Origin of the sequence: Neisseria dentiae (assembly GCF_014055005.1) — a bacterium.
Lineage (GTDB): Bacteria > Pseudomonadota > Gammaproteobacteria > Burkholderiales > Neisseriaceae > Neisseria > Neisseria dentiae.
Window position 1 is genome coordinate 1,071,822 of sequence record NZ_CP059570.1, and the last position, 16,768, is coordinate 1,088,589.

The 16,768-nt window shown below is 52.3% G+C and carries 19 protein-coding genes and 1 pseudogene; 9 read left to right on the forward strand and 11 right to left on the reverse strand.

The annotated features are described in order from the left end of the window. The first annotated feature begins 41 nt into the window (after positions 1-41). Positions 42-608 carry a peptidylprolyl isomerase gene (locus tag H3L92_RS05075; RefSeq protein ID WP_085364933.1) on the forward strand — a complete coding sequence of 189 codons (567 nt, stop codon included), beginning with the start codon at positions 42-44 and terminating at the stop codon, positions 606-608. A 336-nt stretch (positions 609-944) separates the two neighbouring features. Here H3L92_RS05075 and H3L92_RS05080 read toward each other — a convergent pair whose 3' ends face one another. The 4 genes from H3L92_RS05080 to H3L92_RS05095 all read right to left on the reverse strand — a co-directional run bounded on the left by H3L92_RS05080 (position 945) and on the right by H3L92_RS05095 (position 4,145). Then, complete coding sequence (locus H3L92_RS05080; RefSeq protein ID WP_425451630.1) at positions 945-1,688, reverse strand: amino acid ABC transporter ATP-binding protein; 744 nt, start codon at positions 1,686-1,688, stop codon at positions 945-947. After that, the gene (locus tag H3L92_RS05085; RefSeq protein WP_245945471.1) at positions 1,685-2,347 is read right to left on the reverse strand and encodes an amino acid ABC transporter permease; all 663 of its coding nucleotides are present in this window, start codon (positions 2,345-2,347) and stop codon (positions 1,685-1,687) included. Before H3L92_RS05085 ends, H3L92_RS05080 begins: the two co-directional genes overlap by 4 nt. 14 nt (positions 2,348-2,361) lie before the next feature. Beyond that, entirely contained in the window at positions 2,362-3,108 is a 747-nt protein-coding gene (locus H3L92_RS05090) for an amino acid ABC transporter permease (RefSeq protein WP_085364866.1), read from the reverse strand. Between the two features lie 77 nt (positions 3,109-3,185). Beyond that, on the reverse strand, positions 3,186-4,145 hold the full coding sequence (locus H3L92_RS05095; RefSeq protein WP_085364865.1) for a glutamate/aspartate ABC transporter substrate-binding protein: 960 nt from the start codon (positions 4,143-4,145) through the stop codon (positions 3,186-3,188). 371 nt (positions 4,146-4,516) lie between these two features. On the opposite strand from H3L92_RS05095, the gene H3L92_RS05100 reads away from it, so the two are divergent. Next, positions 4,517-5,080, forward strand: coding sequence for a YceI family protein (locus H3L92_RS05100; protein WP_085364864.1), 564 nt, complete (start codon positions 4,517-4,519; stop codon positions 5,078-5,080). Between the two features lie 346 nt (positions 5,081-5,426). Here H3L92_RS05100 and rplI read toward each other — a convergent pair whose 3' ends face one another. From rplI to H3L92_RS05125, 5 genes are all read right to left on the reverse strand, one after another. Next, positions 5,427-5,879: a 50S ribosomal protein L9 gene (gene rplI / locus H3L92_RS05105; protein ID WP_085364862.1), complete on the reverse strand. Its 453-nt coding sequence runs from the start codon at positions 5,877-5,879 to the stop codon at positions 5,427-5,429. An 18-nt stretch (positions 5,880-5,897) separates the two neighbouring features. Then, a complete protein-coding gene (gene rpsR, locus H3L92_RS05110; protein ID WP_003678863.1) occupies positions 5,898-6,128 on the reverse strand; it encodes a 30S ribosomal protein S18 in 231 nt (76 codons plus the stop codon). A 5-nt stretch (positions 6,129-6,133) separates the two neighbouring features. After that, positions 6,134-6,430, reverse strand: a complete 297-nt coding sequence (gene priB, locus H3L92_RS05115; RefSeq protein WP_085364861.1) for a primosomal replication protein N — start codon at positions 6,428-6,430, stop codon at positions 6,134-6,136. A gap of 8 nt (positions 6,431-6,438) precedes the next feature. Then, positions 6,439-6,816 (reverse strand): 30S ribosomal protein S6, encoded by a 378-nt coding sequence (rpsF, locus tag H3L92_RS05120; protein ID WP_085364860.1) that lies wholly within the window; start codon positions 6,814-6,816, stop codon positions 6,439-6,441. 203 nt (positions 6,817-7,019) lie between these two features. Then, positions 7,020-7,421 carry an RNA-binding S4 domain-containing protein gene (locus H3L92_RS05125; protein WP_085364859.1) on the reverse strand — a complete coding sequence of 134 codons (402 nt, stop codon included), beginning with the start codon at positions 7,419-7,421 and terminating at the stop codon, positions 7,020-7,022. A gap of 347 nt (positions 7,422-7,768) precedes the next feature. Between H3L92_RS05125 and H3L92_RS05130 the strand changes: the two genes are divergently transcribed. The 4 genes and pseudogenes from H3L92_RS05130 to H3L92_RS05145 all read left to right on the forward strand — a co-directional run bounded on the left by H3L92_RS05130 (position 7,769) and on the right by H3L92_RS05145 (position 11,694). Next, complete coding sequence (locus H3L92_RS05130; RefSeq protein ID WP_085364858.1) at positions 7,769-8,728, forward strand: acetyl-CoA carboxylase carboxyltransferase subunit alpha; 960 nt, start codon at positions 7,769-7,771, stop codon at positions 8,726-8,728. Between the two features lie 454 nt (positions 8,729-9,182). Beyond that, positions 9,183-9,872 (forward strand): nicotinamide riboside transporter PnuC, encoded by a 690-nt coding sequence (gene pnuC / locus H3L92_RS05135; RefSeq protein WP_085364857.1) that lies wholly within the window; start codon positions 9,183-9,185, stop codon positions 9,870-9,872. A gap of 10 nt (positions 9,873-9,882) precedes the next feature. After that, entirely contained in the window at positions 9,883-10,974 is a 1,092-nt protein-coding gene (gene ribBA / locus H3L92_RS05140) for a bifunctional 3,4-dihydroxy-2-butanone-4-phosphate synthase/GTP cyclohydrolase II (RefSeq protein ID WP_085364856.1), read from the forward strand. 99 nt (positions 10,975-11,073) lie between these two features. Next, positions 11,074-11,694: pseudogene (locus H3L92_RS05145) on the forward strand (IS1595 family transposase). 565 nt (positions 11,695-12,259) lie between these two features. Here the strand turns inward: H3L92_RS05145 and H3L92_RS05150 are convergent. Beyond that, entirely contained in the window at positions 12,260-13,324 is a 1,065-nt protein-coding gene (locus H3L92_RS05150; RefSeq protein WP_085364855.1) for a 2,3-butanediol dehydrogenase, read from the reverse strand. 243 nt (positions 13,325-13,567) lie between these two features. Continuing rightward, positions 13,568-14,035: a universal stress protein gene (locus H3L92_RS05155; RefSeq protein WP_085364854.1), complete on the reverse strand. Its 468-nt coding sequence runs from the start codon at positions 14,033-14,035 to the stop codon at positions 13,568-13,570. Positions 14,036-14,171: 136 nt separating this feature from the next. Here H3L92_RS05155 and H3L92_RS05160 point away from each other — a divergent pair, with 136 nt between their 5' ends. From H3L92_RS05160 to phoU, 3 genes are all read left to right on the forward strand, one after another. Next, positions 14,172-14,963: a tRNA threonylcarbamoyladenosine dehydratase gene (locus tag H3L92_RS05160; RefSeq protein WP_085364853.1), complete on the forward strand. Its 792-nt coding sequence runs from the start codon at positions 14,172-14,174 to the stop codon at positions 14,961-14,963. Then, positions 14,960-15,832: a segregation and condensation protein A gene (locus H3L92_RS05165; protein ID WP_085364852.1), complete on the forward strand. Its 873-nt coding sequence runs from the start codon at positions 14,960-14,962 to the stop codon at positions 15,830-15,832. Before H3L92_RS05160 ends, H3L92_RS05165 begins: the two co-directional genes overlap by 4 nt. 125 nt (positions 15,833-15,957) lie before the next feature. Further along, positions 15,958-16,659 (forward strand): phosphate signaling complex protein PhoU, encoded by a 702-nt coding sequence (phoU, locus tag H3L92_RS05170; protein ID WP_085364851.1) that lies wholly within the window; start codon positions 15,958-15,960, stop codon positions 16,657-16,659. The last annotated feature ends 109 nt before the right edge of the window (positions 16,660-16,768 follow it).

The window sequence follows — 16,768 nt, forward strand, 5'->3', positions numbered from 1 at the left end:
TGCCGCCGTTCGCAAACAATCTGATTTTTTTTGGAAGCCTTATGAAAAAATTATCCAAACTCATCTTCGCCGGCCTGGCCTTGGCCGCCGCCTTTTCCGCACAGGCCGAAACCCGCGCGGTTATCGACACCAATATGGGCAAAATCGAGCTGGCGCTGGACGAAAAAAAAGCCCCGAAAACCGTGGCCAACTTCAGCAACTATGCCAATAAAGGCTTTTACAACGGCACTATTTTCCACCGTGTGATTGACGGCTTTATGATTCAGGGCGGCGGCTTTACGCCCGACATGACTCAAAAAGCCACCGAAAAAGCCATCGCCAACGAAGCCGACAACGGCCTGAAAAACACCGTCGGCACCATCGCCATGGCGCGCACGGCCAATCCGAATTCCGCCACCAGCCAGTTTTTCATCAATTTGGCCGACAACGACTTTTTAAATTTCAAAAGCAAAACCACTCAAGGTTACGGCTACACCGTATTCGGCAAAGTGGTTTCGGGCATGGACGTGGTCAACAAAATCGCCAAAGTGAAAACCACCGATCAAGCCTACCATCAAAATATTCCCGTGCAGCCCGTGGTTATCCGCAACGTAACGATTGTGAAATAGGCATACTCCGGCTTATTGCGCCGTTTCCCATGCAAAACGAAAAGCGGGCTTTTTGCCCGCTTTTCGTTTTGCGTAGATACTTCAGACGGCCTTGCCCTTTGCAAGTCGTTCAGGCCGAGACCTTTGCAAAAATACCTTGAGGCCGTCTGAAATGCTTATTTCCCGTCATTCCCGCCTACGCGGGAATCCAGCTTTTAAACTATCAAGTATTTTATTTCAATAACTTATGAAAAAACGACTGGATTCCCGCGTAGGCGGGAATGACGGGAAATAAATTTTTTGTAATGTTTTTTCAATTTTGCAAAGATCTCAGGCCGTCTGAAAACGCCTATTCTCTCAGTGGTGCAGAATTTTCGATAAAAACTGCTGCGCACGCTCGCCGCGCGGGGTGGTGAAGAAGGCTTCGGACGTGGTGTCTTCTTCAATGCGGCCCTGATCCATGAAAATCACGCGGCTGGCCACTTGGCGGGCGAAGCCCATTTCGTGGGTAACACACATCATGGTCATGCCTTCTTTGGCCAAACCCACCATTACGTCCAGCACTTCCTGCACCATTTCGGGGTCGAGTGCGGAAGTGGGCTCGTCAAACAGCATCACAATCGGATCCATGCTCAGTGCGCGGGCAATCGCCACACGCTGCTGCTGGCCGCCTGAAAGCTGTGCGGGAAACTTGTGTGCGTGGGCACTCAAGCCCACGCGGTCGAGATAGGCCAAACCTTTCTTTTCGGCTTCTTCTTTGCTGCGCCCGAGCACTTTGATTTGCGCCACGGTTAAATTGTCTTTAATCGAAAGATGGGGAAACAGCTCGAAATGCTGGAACACCATGCCGACGCGGCTGCGCAGCTTGGGCAAATGGGTTTTTGGGTCGGCCAGCGACGTGCCGTCCACCACGATATCGCCTTTCTGAAACGGCTCCAGCCCGTTCACACATTTGATCAGAGTGGATTTGCCGCTGCCCGAAGGGCCGCACACCACCACCACGTCGCCTTTCTGAATCGACGTCGAACAATCGGTCAGCACTTGGAAATCGCCATACCATTTGTTGACGCCTTGAATATCAATCATGGGTTTGTTGCTCATACTTTTAACCTTTGTTGCAGTTTTTTCACGCCGAACATGGCCACTGCGCTAATCACGAAATAAACGGCTCCGGCCAACAGAATATAAGGGGTCAGCAGGTTCATCAGGTCACCACGCACATAATTGGCACGGAAGAAATCCACCAGGCCGATAGCCGCCACCAGTGTGGTGTCTTGAAACAGAATAATGCTCTGCTGCAAAATCAGCGGCAGCATTTTGCGGAATGCCTGCGGCAGGATCACCAGGCGCATGGTTTGGCCGTAGGTCATGCCCAGCGCATAGGCGGCGTTAAACTGGCCCTTGGAAATCGACTGGATACCGGCGCGCACCACTTCCGAAAAATAGGCGGCCTCAAACAGCATAAATGCCACCGCACAGGAAGCGAAAGCCACATCGATGGTTAGATAATCGCCGGTAATCAGGCTGTATATCATCGGCACGGCATAATAAAACCAAATCAGCACCAGCAGAAGCGGCACGGAGCGGAAATAGTTAACATAGGTTTTGGCCAGAAACGACAACCAGCCGAATTTAGACAGCCGCGCCAAAGCCAGAAGCGTGCCGATAACGATACCGCCCACCACACCGAAGGCCAGCAGTTTCAAAGTTACGCCCAAGCCCTGCATCAGGCCGGGCATGGCGGCGGATAATTCGCTCATACTCAATCCGAACATTATTTATTACCCTCCGACATCAAACCGGGCACACGCAGACGGCGTTCCAAACGGGTCATCAGCATCAGCAGCGTGACGTTGACCGCCATATAGATCAAAGTGGCGTAAGTGTAGATTTCTAGGTTGCTCTGAGTGTATTCGGCAATGGTTTTAACTTGCGAAATCAATTCCGAAACGCCCACCAGCGAGGCAATCGAGGCGTTTTTGAAGCAGTTGGTCAGCTCCGAACCCAGCGGCGGCAGAATGGTTCGAAATGCCTGCGGCAGCAAAATTTCCCGATACACCTGCTTGGTGCGGAAACCTAAAGCATAAGCCGCCTGCGCCTGCTCTTTGGGCAAGGCCTGAATACCGGTGCGCACCTGTTCGCAAATCCGCGCGGCGGTAAACAAGCCCAAACCCACGCTGGCCGAAATCATGGCCGAAGTGTTCGGCGCCAAACCGAAAAACCACCATTGCTTCAAACCTTCGGGGAAAAAGTTGGGGATAACGTAATACCAGATAAAAAGCTGGATCAGCAAAGGCACATTGCGAAAAAGCGTAACGTAAGCCGAAGCGATACGGTTGAGACCTTTATGCGGCAGCGTGCGCATAATGCCCAAGAGCGTGCCCAACACCATCGCAATCGTCCAAGCCACCGCGCCGATGGCAAACAGCCACAGCAGGCCGGTAACCACCCAGTTGAGGTAGATTTCATTACCGATGCCCGTTTTGTCCCACAAAACGCCCCAGTTCCAAACATAATTCATAATACGTTCCTACCGAGAGAGGCCGTCTGAAAACAGTTTCAGACGGCCTCTTCTGTTTCACACGATACCGGCCATGATTATTCGTCGGCCGCTTTGTCGTTCGGATTGGCGATGATCTCTTTCATCTTATCCGACATCGGGAATTCCATATTCACGTTTTTCGGCGGAATCGGCTGCTCGAACCACTGAGCATACATCTTGTTTACTTCGCCCGATTTGAACATTTCCGAGAGCGTATCGTTAACCACTTTTTGGAACTCGGCATCGCCTTTGCGCATCATGCAGCCGTAATTCTCATACGACATCGGCGTGCCGACGATTTCCCATTTGGCAGGATCAGCCGATTTCGCACGCGCACCGGCCAGCAGCACATCATCCATCATAAAGGCTTGGGCACGGCCGTTTTGCAGCATCAAAAACGATTCGCCGTGGTCTTTGGCCGAAATCACATTGATGCCCGCTTTGTTTTTATCGTTGTATTCCTTCAACAGGCGCTCGGAAGTGGTGCCCGACGTGGTTACCACGGTTTTGCCTTTCAAATCGGCATAATCCTTGATGCCCGTGGCTTTATCGGTCAGCAAGCGGGTTCCCACTACGAAGAAGTTGTTGGAAAATTGAACCTGCTTTTGGCGCTCGAGATTGTTGGTGGTCGAACCGCACTCCAAATCCACCGTGCCGTTTACCACCAAAGGAATGCGGTTTTGCGAGGTAACCAAGTTGTAGCGCACTTTCAAATCAGGCAGGTTAAGGTTCTTTTTCAGCGCCTCAACCACTTTCAACTGCAAATCGTGGGCATAACCGATGGGTTGGTTGGGATTGTCTGCAATGTAAGAAAACGGAATCGACGCATCGCGGTGCCCCAAAACAATGGTGCCTGATTTCTTGATTTTATCGATCGTGCTGCCTGCCGCTGCTTGATCCGGCGCCGACGAACCTTCTTGGGCGGCTCCAGCCGTTTTGTCACCGCCGCCGCAGGCTGCCAGCGACAATGCGAGCAAACAAGCCAAGCCCAGCGGTTTAAGTGTATTGGTTGCCATGTTGTGACTCCTTGGAAAACTCAGATAAAAATAGAATGTTAATATCCGCAGCGGCTTTTACTGCCTTTGCAGCCTTAGCTATAGTTTCACACCACCCGAACGATTGTCAACAATCATACACTTATTAACAAAAATAAATTTCCAGAAAATTTTTGAATTCCAATTTAAATTTAAATATTTCAATTAATAACAAACACTTATAAAAATATTAATTTTAATAGGCCATAACCCACCTCAACCGGCCGCTTTTAAACCCCGGCCATCATCAAACAGGCGTTAACAGAGCCTCAAGCCACACGAAACGTTTCCCAAACCTTTTTATGTTACGATAACCGTTCCCATTTAAACTTCCTTTTTTTTTGGAGACCGCCATGAAAAAAGCCCTGCTGGCTCTTTGTTTAACTGTTGCAACCGCCACCGCCGCCGCTGCCGCCTATAAAATCGACAGCAACCACGCCAACGCCCGCTTCGCTATCGACCACTTCGGCACCAGCACCAACACCGCCGGTTTCTATAATCTAAGCGGCGATATGCAGTTTGACCGCAAAGCGAAAACCGGCTCCATCGACATTAAAATTCCGGCCAATACCATCAGCTCGAACAACACCCAGTTCGACAACCACCTGAAAAGCGCCGATTTATTCAATGTTGCCCAATACCCGGAAATCCGCTTCCAATCCACCCGCTTCAATTTCAAGGGCGACAAAGTCAGTTCGGTAACCGGCAACCTCACGCTTTTGGGTAAAACCGCACCCGTTACATTGAAAGCCACGAAGTTCAACTGCTATCAAAGCCCCATGCTGAAAACCGAAGTATGCGGCGGCGACTTCGAAGCCGTTATCGACCGCACCAAATGGGGTATGGATTATTTGGTTTCGGCAGGCGTGAGCAAAAACGTGAAGCTGAATATCCAAATCGAAGCAGCCAAGCAGTAACGGTTGCCTCTTTTCAGACGGCCTCTTCACTGCCGGATTTAAAAGTGAAACACGTCGGAATATTCATGGTATTCCGACGTGTTTTTGATAACATGAAAATCATCACGGATAGAAATCTTTGCGAAATCAAATTCTTTTGCAACACAAAGATTTCGGGGCAAGCCCAGCCATAACACGAAGGCTTTAAAATACCGGCATGAGTTTTGAAAAGCTTCGGATCAATGATATTCGGAGCACTATCGTTTTCCATACCGCTTCGGTAATTTTTTGAAATCACGCAACACAATATAAAAGGCCGTCTGAAAACTTTTCAGACGGCCTCGATAATATGTGATCAAACAGCCTTTTACTCGGCAGCAGCCACTACGGTAACGTTGATGGTTGCAACGGCATCGGTGTGCAACGCCACTTCAACTTCGTATTCGCCTACGGCTTTCAGCGGGCCGTTGGGCAGGCGTACGTTGGATTTGGCGGCTTCGACACCTGAAGCAACGATGGCGGCGGCGATGTCGGCATTGGTAACGGAACCGAACAGACGGCCGTCAACACCGGCTTTTTGGGCGATGGTAACGGTTTGGCCGTCGAGTTTTTCCTGACGGGCTTTGGCATCGGCCAAAATTTCGGCTTGTTTGGCTTCCAGCTCGGCGCGGCGCGCTTCGAATTCTTTCATATTGGCTTCGGTAGCGCGTTTAGCTTTGCCCGAAGGAATCAGGAAGTTGCGGGCATAACCGTTTTTCACGGTTACAACATCACCCAGATTGCCCAAGCCACCGATTTTTTCTAACAGAATAATTTGCATGGTGTGAATCTCCGTAAATTATTTATGTTGGTCGGTGTAAGGCAGCAAAGCCAGGAAACGGGCGCGTTTCACAGCGGTAGCCAATTGGCGCTGGTAGTGCGCCTTGGTGCCGGTGATGCGGGCCGGAATGATTTTGCCGTTTTCGGAAATGAAGTCTTTCAGCAGATCAACTTGTTTGTAATCGACTTCTTGGATTTTTTCAGCCGTAAAACGGCAGAATTTTCTACGTTTGAATGATTGACGAGCCATGTCGTTTAACCTTTATATTCTTTAATGTTTTGTATCCGCAGCACCGGTTTGTTGTAACGCTGGCTTTTTTGTGCCAGAAAACCGCTTACTTCGACTACGGTTTGTTCGCGGTACTGCCAACTGGGCGCATCCTTACCGATGATTTTGGCGGGCATTTCGAGCTTCACCAAACATTGCTGCCCGTTTTCCCGTTGCCAGGATTCGTGCACCAGCACGATGTCTAAAACAGGAATGCCGGCGGGCGTATATCGCAGTTCGCCGCATCGGGCAATTTGTGCGGTAAGGGTAAAAAGATTATCCAATCTTTAAATTACGCTTCGGCGGTTTCTTCTTTAGCCGCGCTGCCGCCTTCGAGCAGGTTTTTAGACTTCTCGTCTTTCAGCATCGGAGAGGCTTCGGTTACGGCGTGTTTGGTTTTGATGGTCAGATGGCGCAGAACGGCATCGTTGAAGCGGAAAGCGGTTTCCAGCTCATCAACCACTTCGGGCGAAGTTTCGATGTTCATCAAAACATAGTGTGCTTTGTGGATTTTGTTGATCGGGTAAGCCAGTTGGCGGCGGCCCCAATCTTCAAGGCGGTGGATTTTGCCGCCGGCTTCGGTAATCATGGTTTTATAACGTTCAACCATGGCGGGCACTTGCTCGCTTTGGTCAGGGTGAACGATAAACACAACCTCATAATGACGCATGTTATCTCCTTACGGTTTAAAACAGCCTTCGGCCATGCGAAAAGCAGAAGGCAAGGTTGGAAAGCGCGAGATTATAACGGGCTTGCAAAGATAAAGCAAGCCGCCGTAAAAAGTACACATAGCATTTCCATTTCGCAGACGGCCTCGGTGCATACGGAAAAACTAGCTAAAAACAGGCTATAATTTGAGATGCATCTAAAAAGTTACCATTCGCCGCGTTTGATTTTGTCGATCCGGCGGCGGTCGCGCTTGGTTGGGCGGCCGTCGGGATAAGCCGCACTGACGCGGCTTGCCTGGTCGAGCAGCTTCTGCTCTTCGCGGCGGCGGGCGGTTTCCTGATCTTCTTCATACAGCATACGCGCTTCGGGCGCGGGCCTGCGTTGGTGGTTGAGCGCCAACACCTTGATTTTATAAGGCAGCGAATTGAGCGTTAAATCCAACACGTCGCCCGCGCTGATGTTTTTGCTGTTTTTCACCTTCGCCCCGTTAACCTGCACCCGCCCCAGCTCGATGTGTTTCTGCGCCAGCGCGCGGGTTTTGAAAAAGCGTGCCGCCCACAGCCACTTATCGAGGCGCATGGCGGCTTTGTCGTGAGCATTGTCCATAATAGTGCCGTATTGATTGATGTGCGGCCGAGTTTAGCATAAGATACGCAATCCTATCGGGAGCTTTTGCACTAAATCAGGTTCCCGCCGATAAACAGGAATTTCTAAAGCAGATGCCGTCTGAAAGCGCGGCGGCCGGAATATCGCGGTATAACCGGAGCGCGAAAGCTTCGGAGATTTCACGATATAGCGAATCCAATTACTTCGGTACAAGGCAGCAAGCCGCAGCCAGTACGGCAAGGCGCAGCAACGACGTAACGGAGTAAGCGGATTCACGATAGATGCTGCCAAAGCCCTTTCCTTAGCGTATCATTACGTTTGAATCCTACTGAATCAAGAGCATAATTATGAAACCCGTTTTTCTGGATTTTGAACAACCTATCGCCGAATTAACCAAAAAAATCGACGAATTGCGTTTTGTGCAGGGCGAATCCGCCGTGGATATTTCCGAAGAAATCACCCGCCTGCAAAAGAAAAGCGCCGACCTTACCAAATCGATTTTCAACAAACTCACCCCCGCACAGGTGTCGCAAGTATCGCGCCACCCGCAACGGCCCTACACCCAAGACTATATCGACGCCATTTTCACCGATTTTGAAGAGCTGCACGGCGACCGCCATTTTGCCGACGACCATGCCATTATCGGCGGCCTGGCGCGTTTCAACGGCCAAAGCGTCGTGGTGATCGGCCACCAGAAAGGCCGCGACACCAAAGAAAAAATCCGCCGCAATTTCGGTATGCCGCGCCCCGAAGGCTACCGCAAAGCCCTGCGCCTGATGCAGCTGGCCGAAAAATTCCACCTGCCCGTGATGACGTTTATCGACACCCCGGGCGCCTACCCCGGCATCGGTGCCGAAGAGCGCAACCAATCCGAAGCCATCGGCCGCAATCTGTATGAATTAACCAAACTGCGTGTGCCCGTTCTGTGCACCATCATCGGCGAAGGCGGTTCCGGCGGCGCGTTGGCGATTGCCGTGGGCGATTTTGTGAACATGCTGCAATATTCCACCTATTCGGTGATTTCGCCCGAAGGCTGCGCGTCTATTCTGTGGAAAACCGCCGAAAAAGCCCCCGATGCCGCACAGGCTTTGGGCATCACCGCCAAACGCCTGGCCGAACTGAACCTGATCGACCGCATCATCGAAGAGCCGTTGGGCGGCGCGCACCGCGACCACGCGGAAATCACTAAACGCGTGAAAGACGTGCTCACCGAACAATTGCGTACCGCGCAAGATATGCCGATGGCCGACCTGCTCACCCGCCGTTTCGACCGCATCATGGCCTACGGCCAGTTTACCGAAAAATAAACCGCCCGATAAAAACAAGAGCAGGCCCGATGCCTGCTCTTTATTTTTCAGACGGCCTCGATTGCTTTTTAGCGGTATTTGCATTCACAGCATTTGCCTTACTAAAACATTACAAGCCATCTAGGCCGTCTGAAACATCCGATTATCGTCATTCCCGCGCAGGCGGGAATCCAGTTGCTTTTTTATAAGATATTGAAATAAAATAATTAATTGTATTAAGACTAGGTTCCCGCCTGCGGGGGAATGACGAGACGCAAACATTTGCAGGTTTGAATTGGTTTTTTTGCAAAAGCCTCGGCCTTGTGATCACTTTATTGAATTATTTGCTATCACAGTATTTGCATCCATAAAAACAGGCCGTCTGAAACCCTACCGACCAACGCTTTTCCCGGGCAATAATGCTACAATAACGGCCACTTACCACCTATAAATCAATCACAACGAGGATAACGCAATGGATTACGCCGCAATCTGCCGCGGGCTGAAGCAAGAGCTGTTCGGCGGCTGGAAACCCTTTGAAGTGCTTTGGCTGGCCGCCTTTCTCATCGCCCAGATTTGGGCCTACACCCAACAGCCTGAATCGTGGCTGGCCATGATTGCCGGCATCTCCGGCATCATCTGCGTGGTATTCGTGAGCAAAGGCAAAATCAGCAACTACTTCTTCGGCCTGATTTTCGCTTACAGCTATTTCTACGTTGCCTGGAAAGCCAACTTTCTCGGCGAAATGAACACCGTGCTCTATGTTTACCTGCCCGCGCAGTTTATCGGCTACTTCCTGTGGAAAAGCAATATGCAGCAGGAAGCCGGCGGCGAGGCGGTTATCGCCAAAAAACTCAGCGCCAAAGGCTGGGTTGTGCTGCTCTCCGCCATCGCGCTGGGCACCGCCGCTTTCGTGCAGGTGCTCAAAGCCCACCAGGGCAGCTCGGCGGGCTTGGACGGGTTAACCACCGTGCTGGTGGTGGCCGCCCAGCTTCTGATGATTCTGCGCTACCGCGAACAATGGGCTTTATGGATTGTGCTCAATATCTTGTCTATCGTTTTATGGGCGGAAAACCCTTCCATGTATCTGATGTACGGCGCGTATCTGCTCAATTCGCTCTACGGCTATTACAACTGGTCCCGGTTACAGCAACTGCAACGCTAAAGGTTACCCAATGAACATCTCCCCTATTTCCGAAATCCTCGCCGACATCAAAGCCGGCAAAATGGTGATTATCACCGACGCCGAAGACCGCGAAAACGAAGGCGATTTGGTGATGGCCGCCCAATTCGTTACCCCGCAGGCCGTCAACTTCATGATTAAGCACGCCCGCGGCCTCGTTTGCCTGCCGATGAACGACGAGCTGGTCGACCGCCTCAAGCTGCCGCAGATGACGCAGAAAAACGGCGCCCAATACGGCACCAACTTTACCGTGTCCATCGAAGCCGCCCACGGCATTTCCACCGGCATTTCCGCCGCCGACCGCGCGCTTACCATTCAGACGGCCGTGTCGCCTACCGTCAAACCCGAAGACATCGTCCAGCCCGGCCACATCTTCCCCCTGCGCTCGCAAAAAGGCGGCGTGCTCGTGCGCGCCGGGCACACCGAAGCCGCCGTCGATCTGGCGCAGATGAGCGGCCTGATTCCCGCCGGCGTGATTTGCGAAATCCTCAACGACGACGGCACCATGGCGCGCATGCCCGAACTGATGAAGTTCGCCGAAGAGCACAACCTCAAAATCGGCACCATCGCCGACTTAATCGAATACCGCAGCCGCACCGAAAGCCTGCTCGAAGAAATGGGCGACACCGCCGTGCAAACCCCGTGGGGCGAATTCCAGCAACACGTTTATGTCGACAAACTGTCGGGCGAAACCCATCTGGCGCTGGTGAAAGGCGAAATCCACCCCGAAAAAGAAACCCTCGTGCGCGTGCACGAACCGTTTTCGGTGATGGACTTCCTTCAGGCCGACCCCAACCACTCCTGGCCGCTGCCCGCCGCGCTGCAACGCATCCGGCAGGCCGAAAGCGGCGTGATTATCCTGCTGCACCGCACCGAAGACGGCAGCGCCCTGCTCGACCGCACGCTGCCGAAAAACAGCTTCCAAGTGAAAAAATGGGACAAAAAAACCTACGGCATCGGCGCGCAGATTCTCGCCGGCCTCAACGTGCAGAAAATGCGCGTGATGGGCAAACCCTCTTCCATGAACGGGTTAACCGGCTTCGGGCTGGAAGTAACGGGTTTTGAAGAAGCCGCAAACGCATAAATAAATTAAAGAGTAAGGCCCATACTACCATAAGGTACAAGCTTATGCCTTTTTTAACTAGGCTCTAGCCTAGCAGAATAACTCTGTTAGACTAGAAAAATGAAATATAACACCAAGTTAAGTGACTATCAGCTCAAAAAATTATCAAGCATTTTTGTGTCGATATAGAAGCTTCAAAAACCGCTTTGCTGACAGGCTTCAACCGCAATACCATTAACTACTGGTATAGCATTTTCAGGCACGAAATATACCGCTTACCGCTACCAAAGCGAGCAAACAGACCTGTTATACGGCAGCATAGAGATTGATGAAAGCTATTTTGGTGCCAAACGGCAGCGCGGTTTCCATGGCAAGTTAAAGCGTGGCAGAGGAACGCTTAAACAACCCGTCTTTGGTATTTTCGAAAGAGACGGCAGGGTTTATACCGAAATCGTTTCTGATTGTAAAAAGCAAACACTTCAAGCTGTTATATTGGGAAAGGTCTCTCTGGAGAGTGTTATTTATTCTGATAGCTGGCGCGGTTATGGCGGCTTGGTCGATGTCGGCTACTCTAAACATTTGCGCGTCAATCACGGACAAAATGAGTTTGCAGATAGTACCAGGCACATCAATGGTATTGAAAGCTTCTGGAGTTTTACCAAACGAAGGCTCGCCAAATTCAACGGCCTAACCAAAAACTTTGATTTGCACCTGAAGGAATGTGAATGGCGATGGAACTGAAACTCTGATGAACTGAGTCACGAACTTTGGAGGCTTTTAAAGTAAATTTATATGATTTTAAAGTAAATTTACATAAAGCTGCTAATTTAGAGTCTTAACTATATAAATCTCGCAAGCCAATATCTAGTTGATGTCGACAGACAGCGGCATAACACATAGCAAATGAACGCCAATACCGACTGCCCCGTCAATTTCTACAAATATGGAGGCTTACCCATAAAAATAACATCGAACCACACCATCAGCAAATCTGTATCACCAATGAACCCGAGGTTGATGATTTCCAACAAATTTTACCACCTAACACCGATTAAGTTAGGACACAGAGTGCAACGCTAAAAGGTAATATTTTCTACAGGTAAGATTTGTCACTTTATGGCGATCTGAAAGAGGGGATGCCTTCCGAGGTATTACAGACCTATGTTTCCCAATCTGTTGTGTAAACAACGCGGCTATTTCCAACAAACATCACTCATAAATCCTCTAAATTCCCGCATCAGCCGCGAATGGGAATTTAGAGGACGCGGGGGATTTACCACCCCCCGCCTGTTCAGGTACAAACTGCTTACAGATTCGGGTTCACGATAATCTTAACCGCCGATTCGTTGTTGTGAATCAAACGCTCGAATCCTTCGGAAATCAGCTCGTCGAGTTTGATGCGCTGGGTAATGAACGGCTCGAGGTTGATTTTGCCCTCTTCCACCAGCTTGATGGTTTCCTGATGGTCGTTGCAATAAGCAATCGTGCCGCGGATATCCAGCTCTTTCATTACCACGCTGTGCACGCTGACGGTGGCCGGGTGGCTCCAAATCGACACAATCACCACCACTGCGGTGGGTTTGCACGCTTCAACCAGCGTATCCAGCACTTTATTCACGCTGGAGCACTCGAAAGCCACGTCCACGCCTTCGCCGTTGGTGAGTTTTTTCACTTCTTCCACCACATCCACTTGGGAGGGGTCGAGAATATAATCGGCCACGCCCGATTCGCGGGCTTTGTCTTTACGCGCCGCGCTCAGCTCGGTGATAATCACTTTCAAGCCTTTGGCTTTCAGAATCGCAGCCAACAGCAAACCGATGGGGCCTGCGCCGCCCACCAAGGCGACATCACCCGCTTTGGCACCGCTGCGCACAAACGCATGGTGGCCTACCGACAAAGGTTCGATCAAAGCCGCTTGATCCAACGGGATTTTGTCGGAAATCGGGTGTACCCAACGGCGTTTGACGGCGATTTTTTCAGACAGGCCGCCGCCGCGTCCGCCCAAGCCGATGAAGTTCATGTTTTTAGACAAATGATAGTTGCTGCCGGGGCCGGTGGGCACATCGTCGGCCACGATGTAAGGCTCGACCACCACATGCTGGCCTACCTTGATATCGTCCACACCCTCGCCCACGGCATACACCACGCCGGAAAATTCGTGGCCCATGGTAACGGGGGCCGATTCGCCGGAAATCGGGTGCGGATGGCCGCAGGGCGGGATGAAAATCGGCCCCTCCATAAATTCGTGCAAGTCGGTGCCGCAAATGCCGCACCACGCCACTTTGATGCCTACCGTGCCGGGTTCGACGGTCGGCTCGGGAATATCTTCGATGCGGATATCGCCTTTATCGTAAAAACGGGCTGCTTTCATGGGTGGACTCCTTTTGTTTGCGAAGAAGATTAATCGTATGCCGCAAGGGCTGATGAAGATTATACGCCTTTAACTTGAAACACTCACACCCGCCGCTTTGTTAACTTTGGCTGATTCGGATTATATTTTGTTAAGGTTTCAGGCCGTCTGAAGAATATTTTTCAGACGGCCTGAAATAAAAACCGGAACCCGCGCCTTTGCAAGCGGCAGATTCCGGTTTTTCAATCTGAATTATCGGGCGGCTTATTCCGCTTCGTCTTCCGTGCTGCGGATAATCAGCAGCGGCAGATGGCTTTGGCGCATCACGGTTTCGGCAAAGCTGCCCATCAGCAGGTGCATCAGGCCGCTGCGGCCGTGGGTGCCCAAAACCAGCAGGTCGGCACCTTGCGCATCGGCGTAATCCACCAGCTCCTGCGCCATTTCGCGCGCGCCTTTGTTGGCCACCAGCAGATGTTTCACCACATTGGCCACACCCTGCTCTTTGGCGCTGTTTTCGGCAAAATCCAGCACTTCGTTGCCCTGTGCCACCGCGGCGGCTTCGTAGCTTTCATGCTGCAAAAATTCAGGTGCCAGCGCCATATATTCGGCGGGGTTGGCAACGTGAACCAAAGTCAGCCGCGCATTGCCGAAACTTGCCAAGTCGGCGGCGTGCTTCAAAGCGTTGAGGGAAGTCGCACTGCCGTCAACGGCAACAACCAAATGTTTATACATCGTCTTCTCCTTGTTGAGGTGGTGTTAACCCGCCGGATTTCAGCACAACTTTTGCCGGCTTCGTTGAAGTATAATACCGCTGCGCCGTTTTGGCAGCGTTTTTTTTATTGTGTTTGACTTATCACAAGGCAGAATCATGCTAGACACCGCTTCCGTTTCTTCCCGCCGTTTCGGCGGCATCGCCCGCCTTTACGGCGAAGCCGCATTGCAGCGCTTTGCCGCCGCGCACGTTTGTGTGGTGGGCGTGGGCGGCGTCGGCTCGTGGGCGGTGGAAGCGCTCGCACGCAGCGGCATCGGCGCATTAACGCTGGTGGATTTGGACAACGTGGCCGAATCCAACGTCAACCGCCAGCTGCCCGCGCTCACGGCCGAATTCGGCAAGGCCAAGGTAACGGCGCTGCACGAACGCATTCTGCAAATCAACCCCGCCTGCCGCGTAACCGAAATCGAAGACTTTGTTACCGAAGAAAACCTGACCGAAATTTTCAGACGGCCTTTCGATTTTGTTATCGACGCCATCGACCAAGTGCGCGTGAAAGCGGCGATGGCGGCTTATTTCGTGCAAAACCGCCGGCCGTTTGTGGTAAGCGGCGGCGCCGGCGGCCAGAAAAACCCGGCTTTAATCCAAACCGGCGATTTGAGCCGCGCCACCCACGACCCGCTGCTGGCCAACCTGCGCTACACCCTGCGCAAACGCTACGGCTTTCCGCGCGGCGGCGAAAAAATGCGCGTGCCGTGCGTGTTTTCCACCGAAAACATCACCCCGCCGCAAACGGCCGAAGCGTGTTCGACCGATAATCTTTCAGACGGCCGCAACTCCCCGCAAGGTTTGTCGTGCGCGGGCTACGGCGCGAGCATGCTTGTTACCGCGCCGTTCGGCCTTTATTGCGCGCAGGCCGCCATCGAACACATAGGAGCGAAAAAATGACCGCCGCCGCAGAAAACCTGCAAAGGCCGTCTGAAAACGCCGTGGCGTGGATTTTCGGCCAACCCGTTACCGATGTGCCGCAGGATTTGTTTATCCCGCCCGATGCCCTGAAAGTAGTGTTGCACAGCTTTCAAGGGCCGCTGGATTTACTGCTTTATTTGATCCGCAAGCAGAATATCGACGTGCTCGATATTCCAATGATTAAAATCACCGAGCAATATCTGCACTATATCGCCCAAATGGAAGCCTATCAGTTTGATTTGGCTGCCGAATATTTATTGATGGCGGCGGTGCTGATAGAAATCAAATCGCGCCTGCTGCTGCCGCAGCCCGACAACACGGAAGAAGGCGAAGAAGCCGACCCGCGTGCCGAACTGGTGCGCCGCCTGCTGGCCTACGAGCAGATGAAGCTCGCCGCCGCCGGCCTCGACGCCCTGCCCCGCGCCGGCCGCGATTTTGCCTGGGCCTACCTGCCGCTGGAAATCGCCGTTGAAGCCAAACTGCCCGACGTGCACATCGCCGACCTTACCCAGGCGTGGCTGGGCATACTTTCCCGCGCCAAACACACCAAAAGCCACGCCGTGGTGCAAGACGCCGTATCCGTGCGCGCGCAGATGTCGGCCATTCTGCGCCGCCTCAACACCCAAGGCGCCTGCCGCTTTTCGGAGCTGTTCAGGCCCGAGCAAGGCGCGGTGTATGTGGTGGTGAACTTCATCGCCCTCCTTGAGCTGGCCAAAGAAGGCTTGGTGCGTATCGTGCAGCCCGAAAACTTTACCGAAATCGAAATCCATGTGAAAGACGGCGGCACACAAGAGCCGGAAAACGGCGAAACGCTTTCAGACGGCCTGTTTGAAAAAGCGGAAAACTGACCCGCTGTAAACAACGATACCGTTTTATAACGCTGCTCCCGAGGCCGTCTGAAAACCGGCTGTAAAAATTCTGTCATCAAAATGCTTTATCCTGCGCGGCAAACCCTATTATTCTGGAGAACACCATGAGCGAGCATATTTCTTCACACTTCAACCAAGAGCTGGAAAACGTGCGCAGCGAAGTGATGCGTATGGGCGGCCTGGTGGAGCAGCAACTGCAAAAAGTGCTGGGTGCGCTGGAGAGCGGCGACACGGAAGCGCTCACCGAAGCGATAGACTGCGACAGCGCCATCAACGCACTGGAAGTTTCCATCGACGACGACTGCCAAACCATCATTGCACGCCGCCAGCCTGCCGCGGGCGATTTGCGCTTCGTTTTGGCGGTGATCCGCGTGATTGTGGATTTGGAACGCATCGGCGACGAGCTGAAAAAAACCGCCCTGCTGGCGCACGAATTGTTTTCGCACAGCCGCATCACCCCAAACCAGCTTTACGATACCCACCGTTTGGCTGCGATGACGGCACCGATGATACGCCGCGCCCTCGACGCATTCGCCCGCCTCGACTCGGCGGCTTTAATCGAATTGAACGATACCGACCGCAAACTCGACACCGACTACCGCAACCAATCGCGTATGCTCGCCACCTATATGATGGAAGAGCCGCGCAATATCGGCACGTTTATGGATGTGATGATGATGAACAAAGCCATCGAGCGCGTGGGCGACCATGCGAAAAACATTGCCGAGCACGTGGTTTATCTGGTGCGCGGCATTTATGTGCGCCACACCCCACCCGAACAGGTTCAGGCCGATTTGCAGGGCTGATGCGGCACGGTTTTCATTTTCTTTTTCTTTATGCACAAACAGGCCGAGACCTTTGCAAAAAAACCAATTCAACCCTGAAAAGGTTTGTGCCTCGTCATTCCCGCGTAGG

What these genes read in the sequence shown, in the direction of transcription:
- H3L92_RS05165 (WP_085364852.1), top strand. Translation starts at nt 14,960, where the DNA reads ATGACCGCCGCCGCAGAAAACCTGCAAAGGCCGTCTGAAAACGCCGTG.
- H3L92_RS05150 (WP_085364855.1), bottom strand. Translation starts at nt 13,324, where the DNA reads ATGAAAGCAGCCCGTTTTTACGATAAAGGCGATATCCGCATCGAAGAT.
- H3L92_RS05075 (WP_085364933.1), top strand. Translation starts at nt 42, where the DNA reads ATGAAAAAATTATCCAAACTCATCTTCGCCGGCCTGGCCTTGGCCGCC.
- H3L92_RS05080 (WP_425451630.1), bottom strand. Translation starts at nt 1,688, where the DNA reads ATGAGCAACAAACCCATGATTGATATTCAAGGCGTCAACAAATGGTAT.
- H3L92_RS05100 (WP_085364864.1), top strand. Translation starts at nt 4,517, where the DNA reads ATGAAAAAAGCCCTGCTGGCTCTTTGTTTAACTGTTGCAACCGCCACC.
- rpsR (WP_003678863.1), bottom strand. Translation starts at nt 6,128, where the DNA reads ATGGCTCGTCAATCATTCAAACGTAGAAAATTCTGCCGTTTTACGGCT.
- H3L92_RS05095 (WP_085364865.1), bottom strand. Translation starts at nt 4,145, where the DNA reads ATGGCAACCAATACACTTAAACCGCTGGGCTTGGCTTGTTTGCTCGCA.
- H3L92_RS05160 (WP_085364853.1), top strand. Translation starts at nt 14,172, where the DNA reads ATGCTAGACACCGCTTCCGTTTCTTCCCGCCGTTTCGGCGGCATCGCC.
- rpsF (WP_085364860.1), bottom strand. Translation starts at nt 6,816, where the DNA reads ATGCGTCATTATGAGGTTGTGTTTATCGTTCACCCTGACCAAAGCGAG.
- H3L92_RS05090 (WP_085364866.1), bottom strand. Translation starts at nt 3,108, where the DNA reads ATGAATTATGTTTGGAACTGGGGCGTTTTGTGGGACAAAACGGGCATC.
- H3L92_RS05155 (WP_085364854.1), bottom strand. Translation starts at nt 14,035, where the DNA reads ATGTATAAACATTTGGTTGTTGCCGTTGACGGCAGTGCGACTTCCCTC.
- H3L92_RS05085 (WP_245945471.1), bottom strand. Translation starts at nt 2,347, where the DNA reads ATGAGCGAATTATCCGCCGCCATGCCCGGCCTGATGCAGGGCTTGGGC.
- rplI (WP_085364862.1), bottom strand. Translation starts at nt 5,879, where the DNA reads ATGCAAATTATTCTGTTAGAAAAAATCGGTGGCTTGGGCAATCTGGGT.
- phoU (WP_085364851.1), top strand. Translation starts at nt 15,958, where the DNA reads ATGAGCGAGCATATTTCTTCACACTTCAACCAAGAGCTGGAAAACGTG.
- ribBA (WP_085364856.1), top strand. Translation starts at nt 9,883, where the DNA reads ATGAACATCTCCCCTATTTCCGAAATCCTCGCCGACATCAAAGCCGGC.
- pnuC (WP_085364857.1), top strand. Translation starts at nt 9,183, where the DNA reads ATGGATTACGCCGCAATCTGCCGCGGGCTGAAGCAAGAGCTGTTCGGC.
- H3L92_RS05130 (WP_085364858.1), top strand. Translation starts at nt 7,769, where the DNA reads ATGAAACCCGTTTTTCTGGATTTTGAACAACCTATCGCCGAATTAACC.
- H3L92_RS05125 (WP_085364859.1), bottom strand. Translation starts at nt 7,421, where the DNA reads ATGGACAATGCTCACGACAAAGCCGCCATGCGCCTCGATAAGTGGCTG.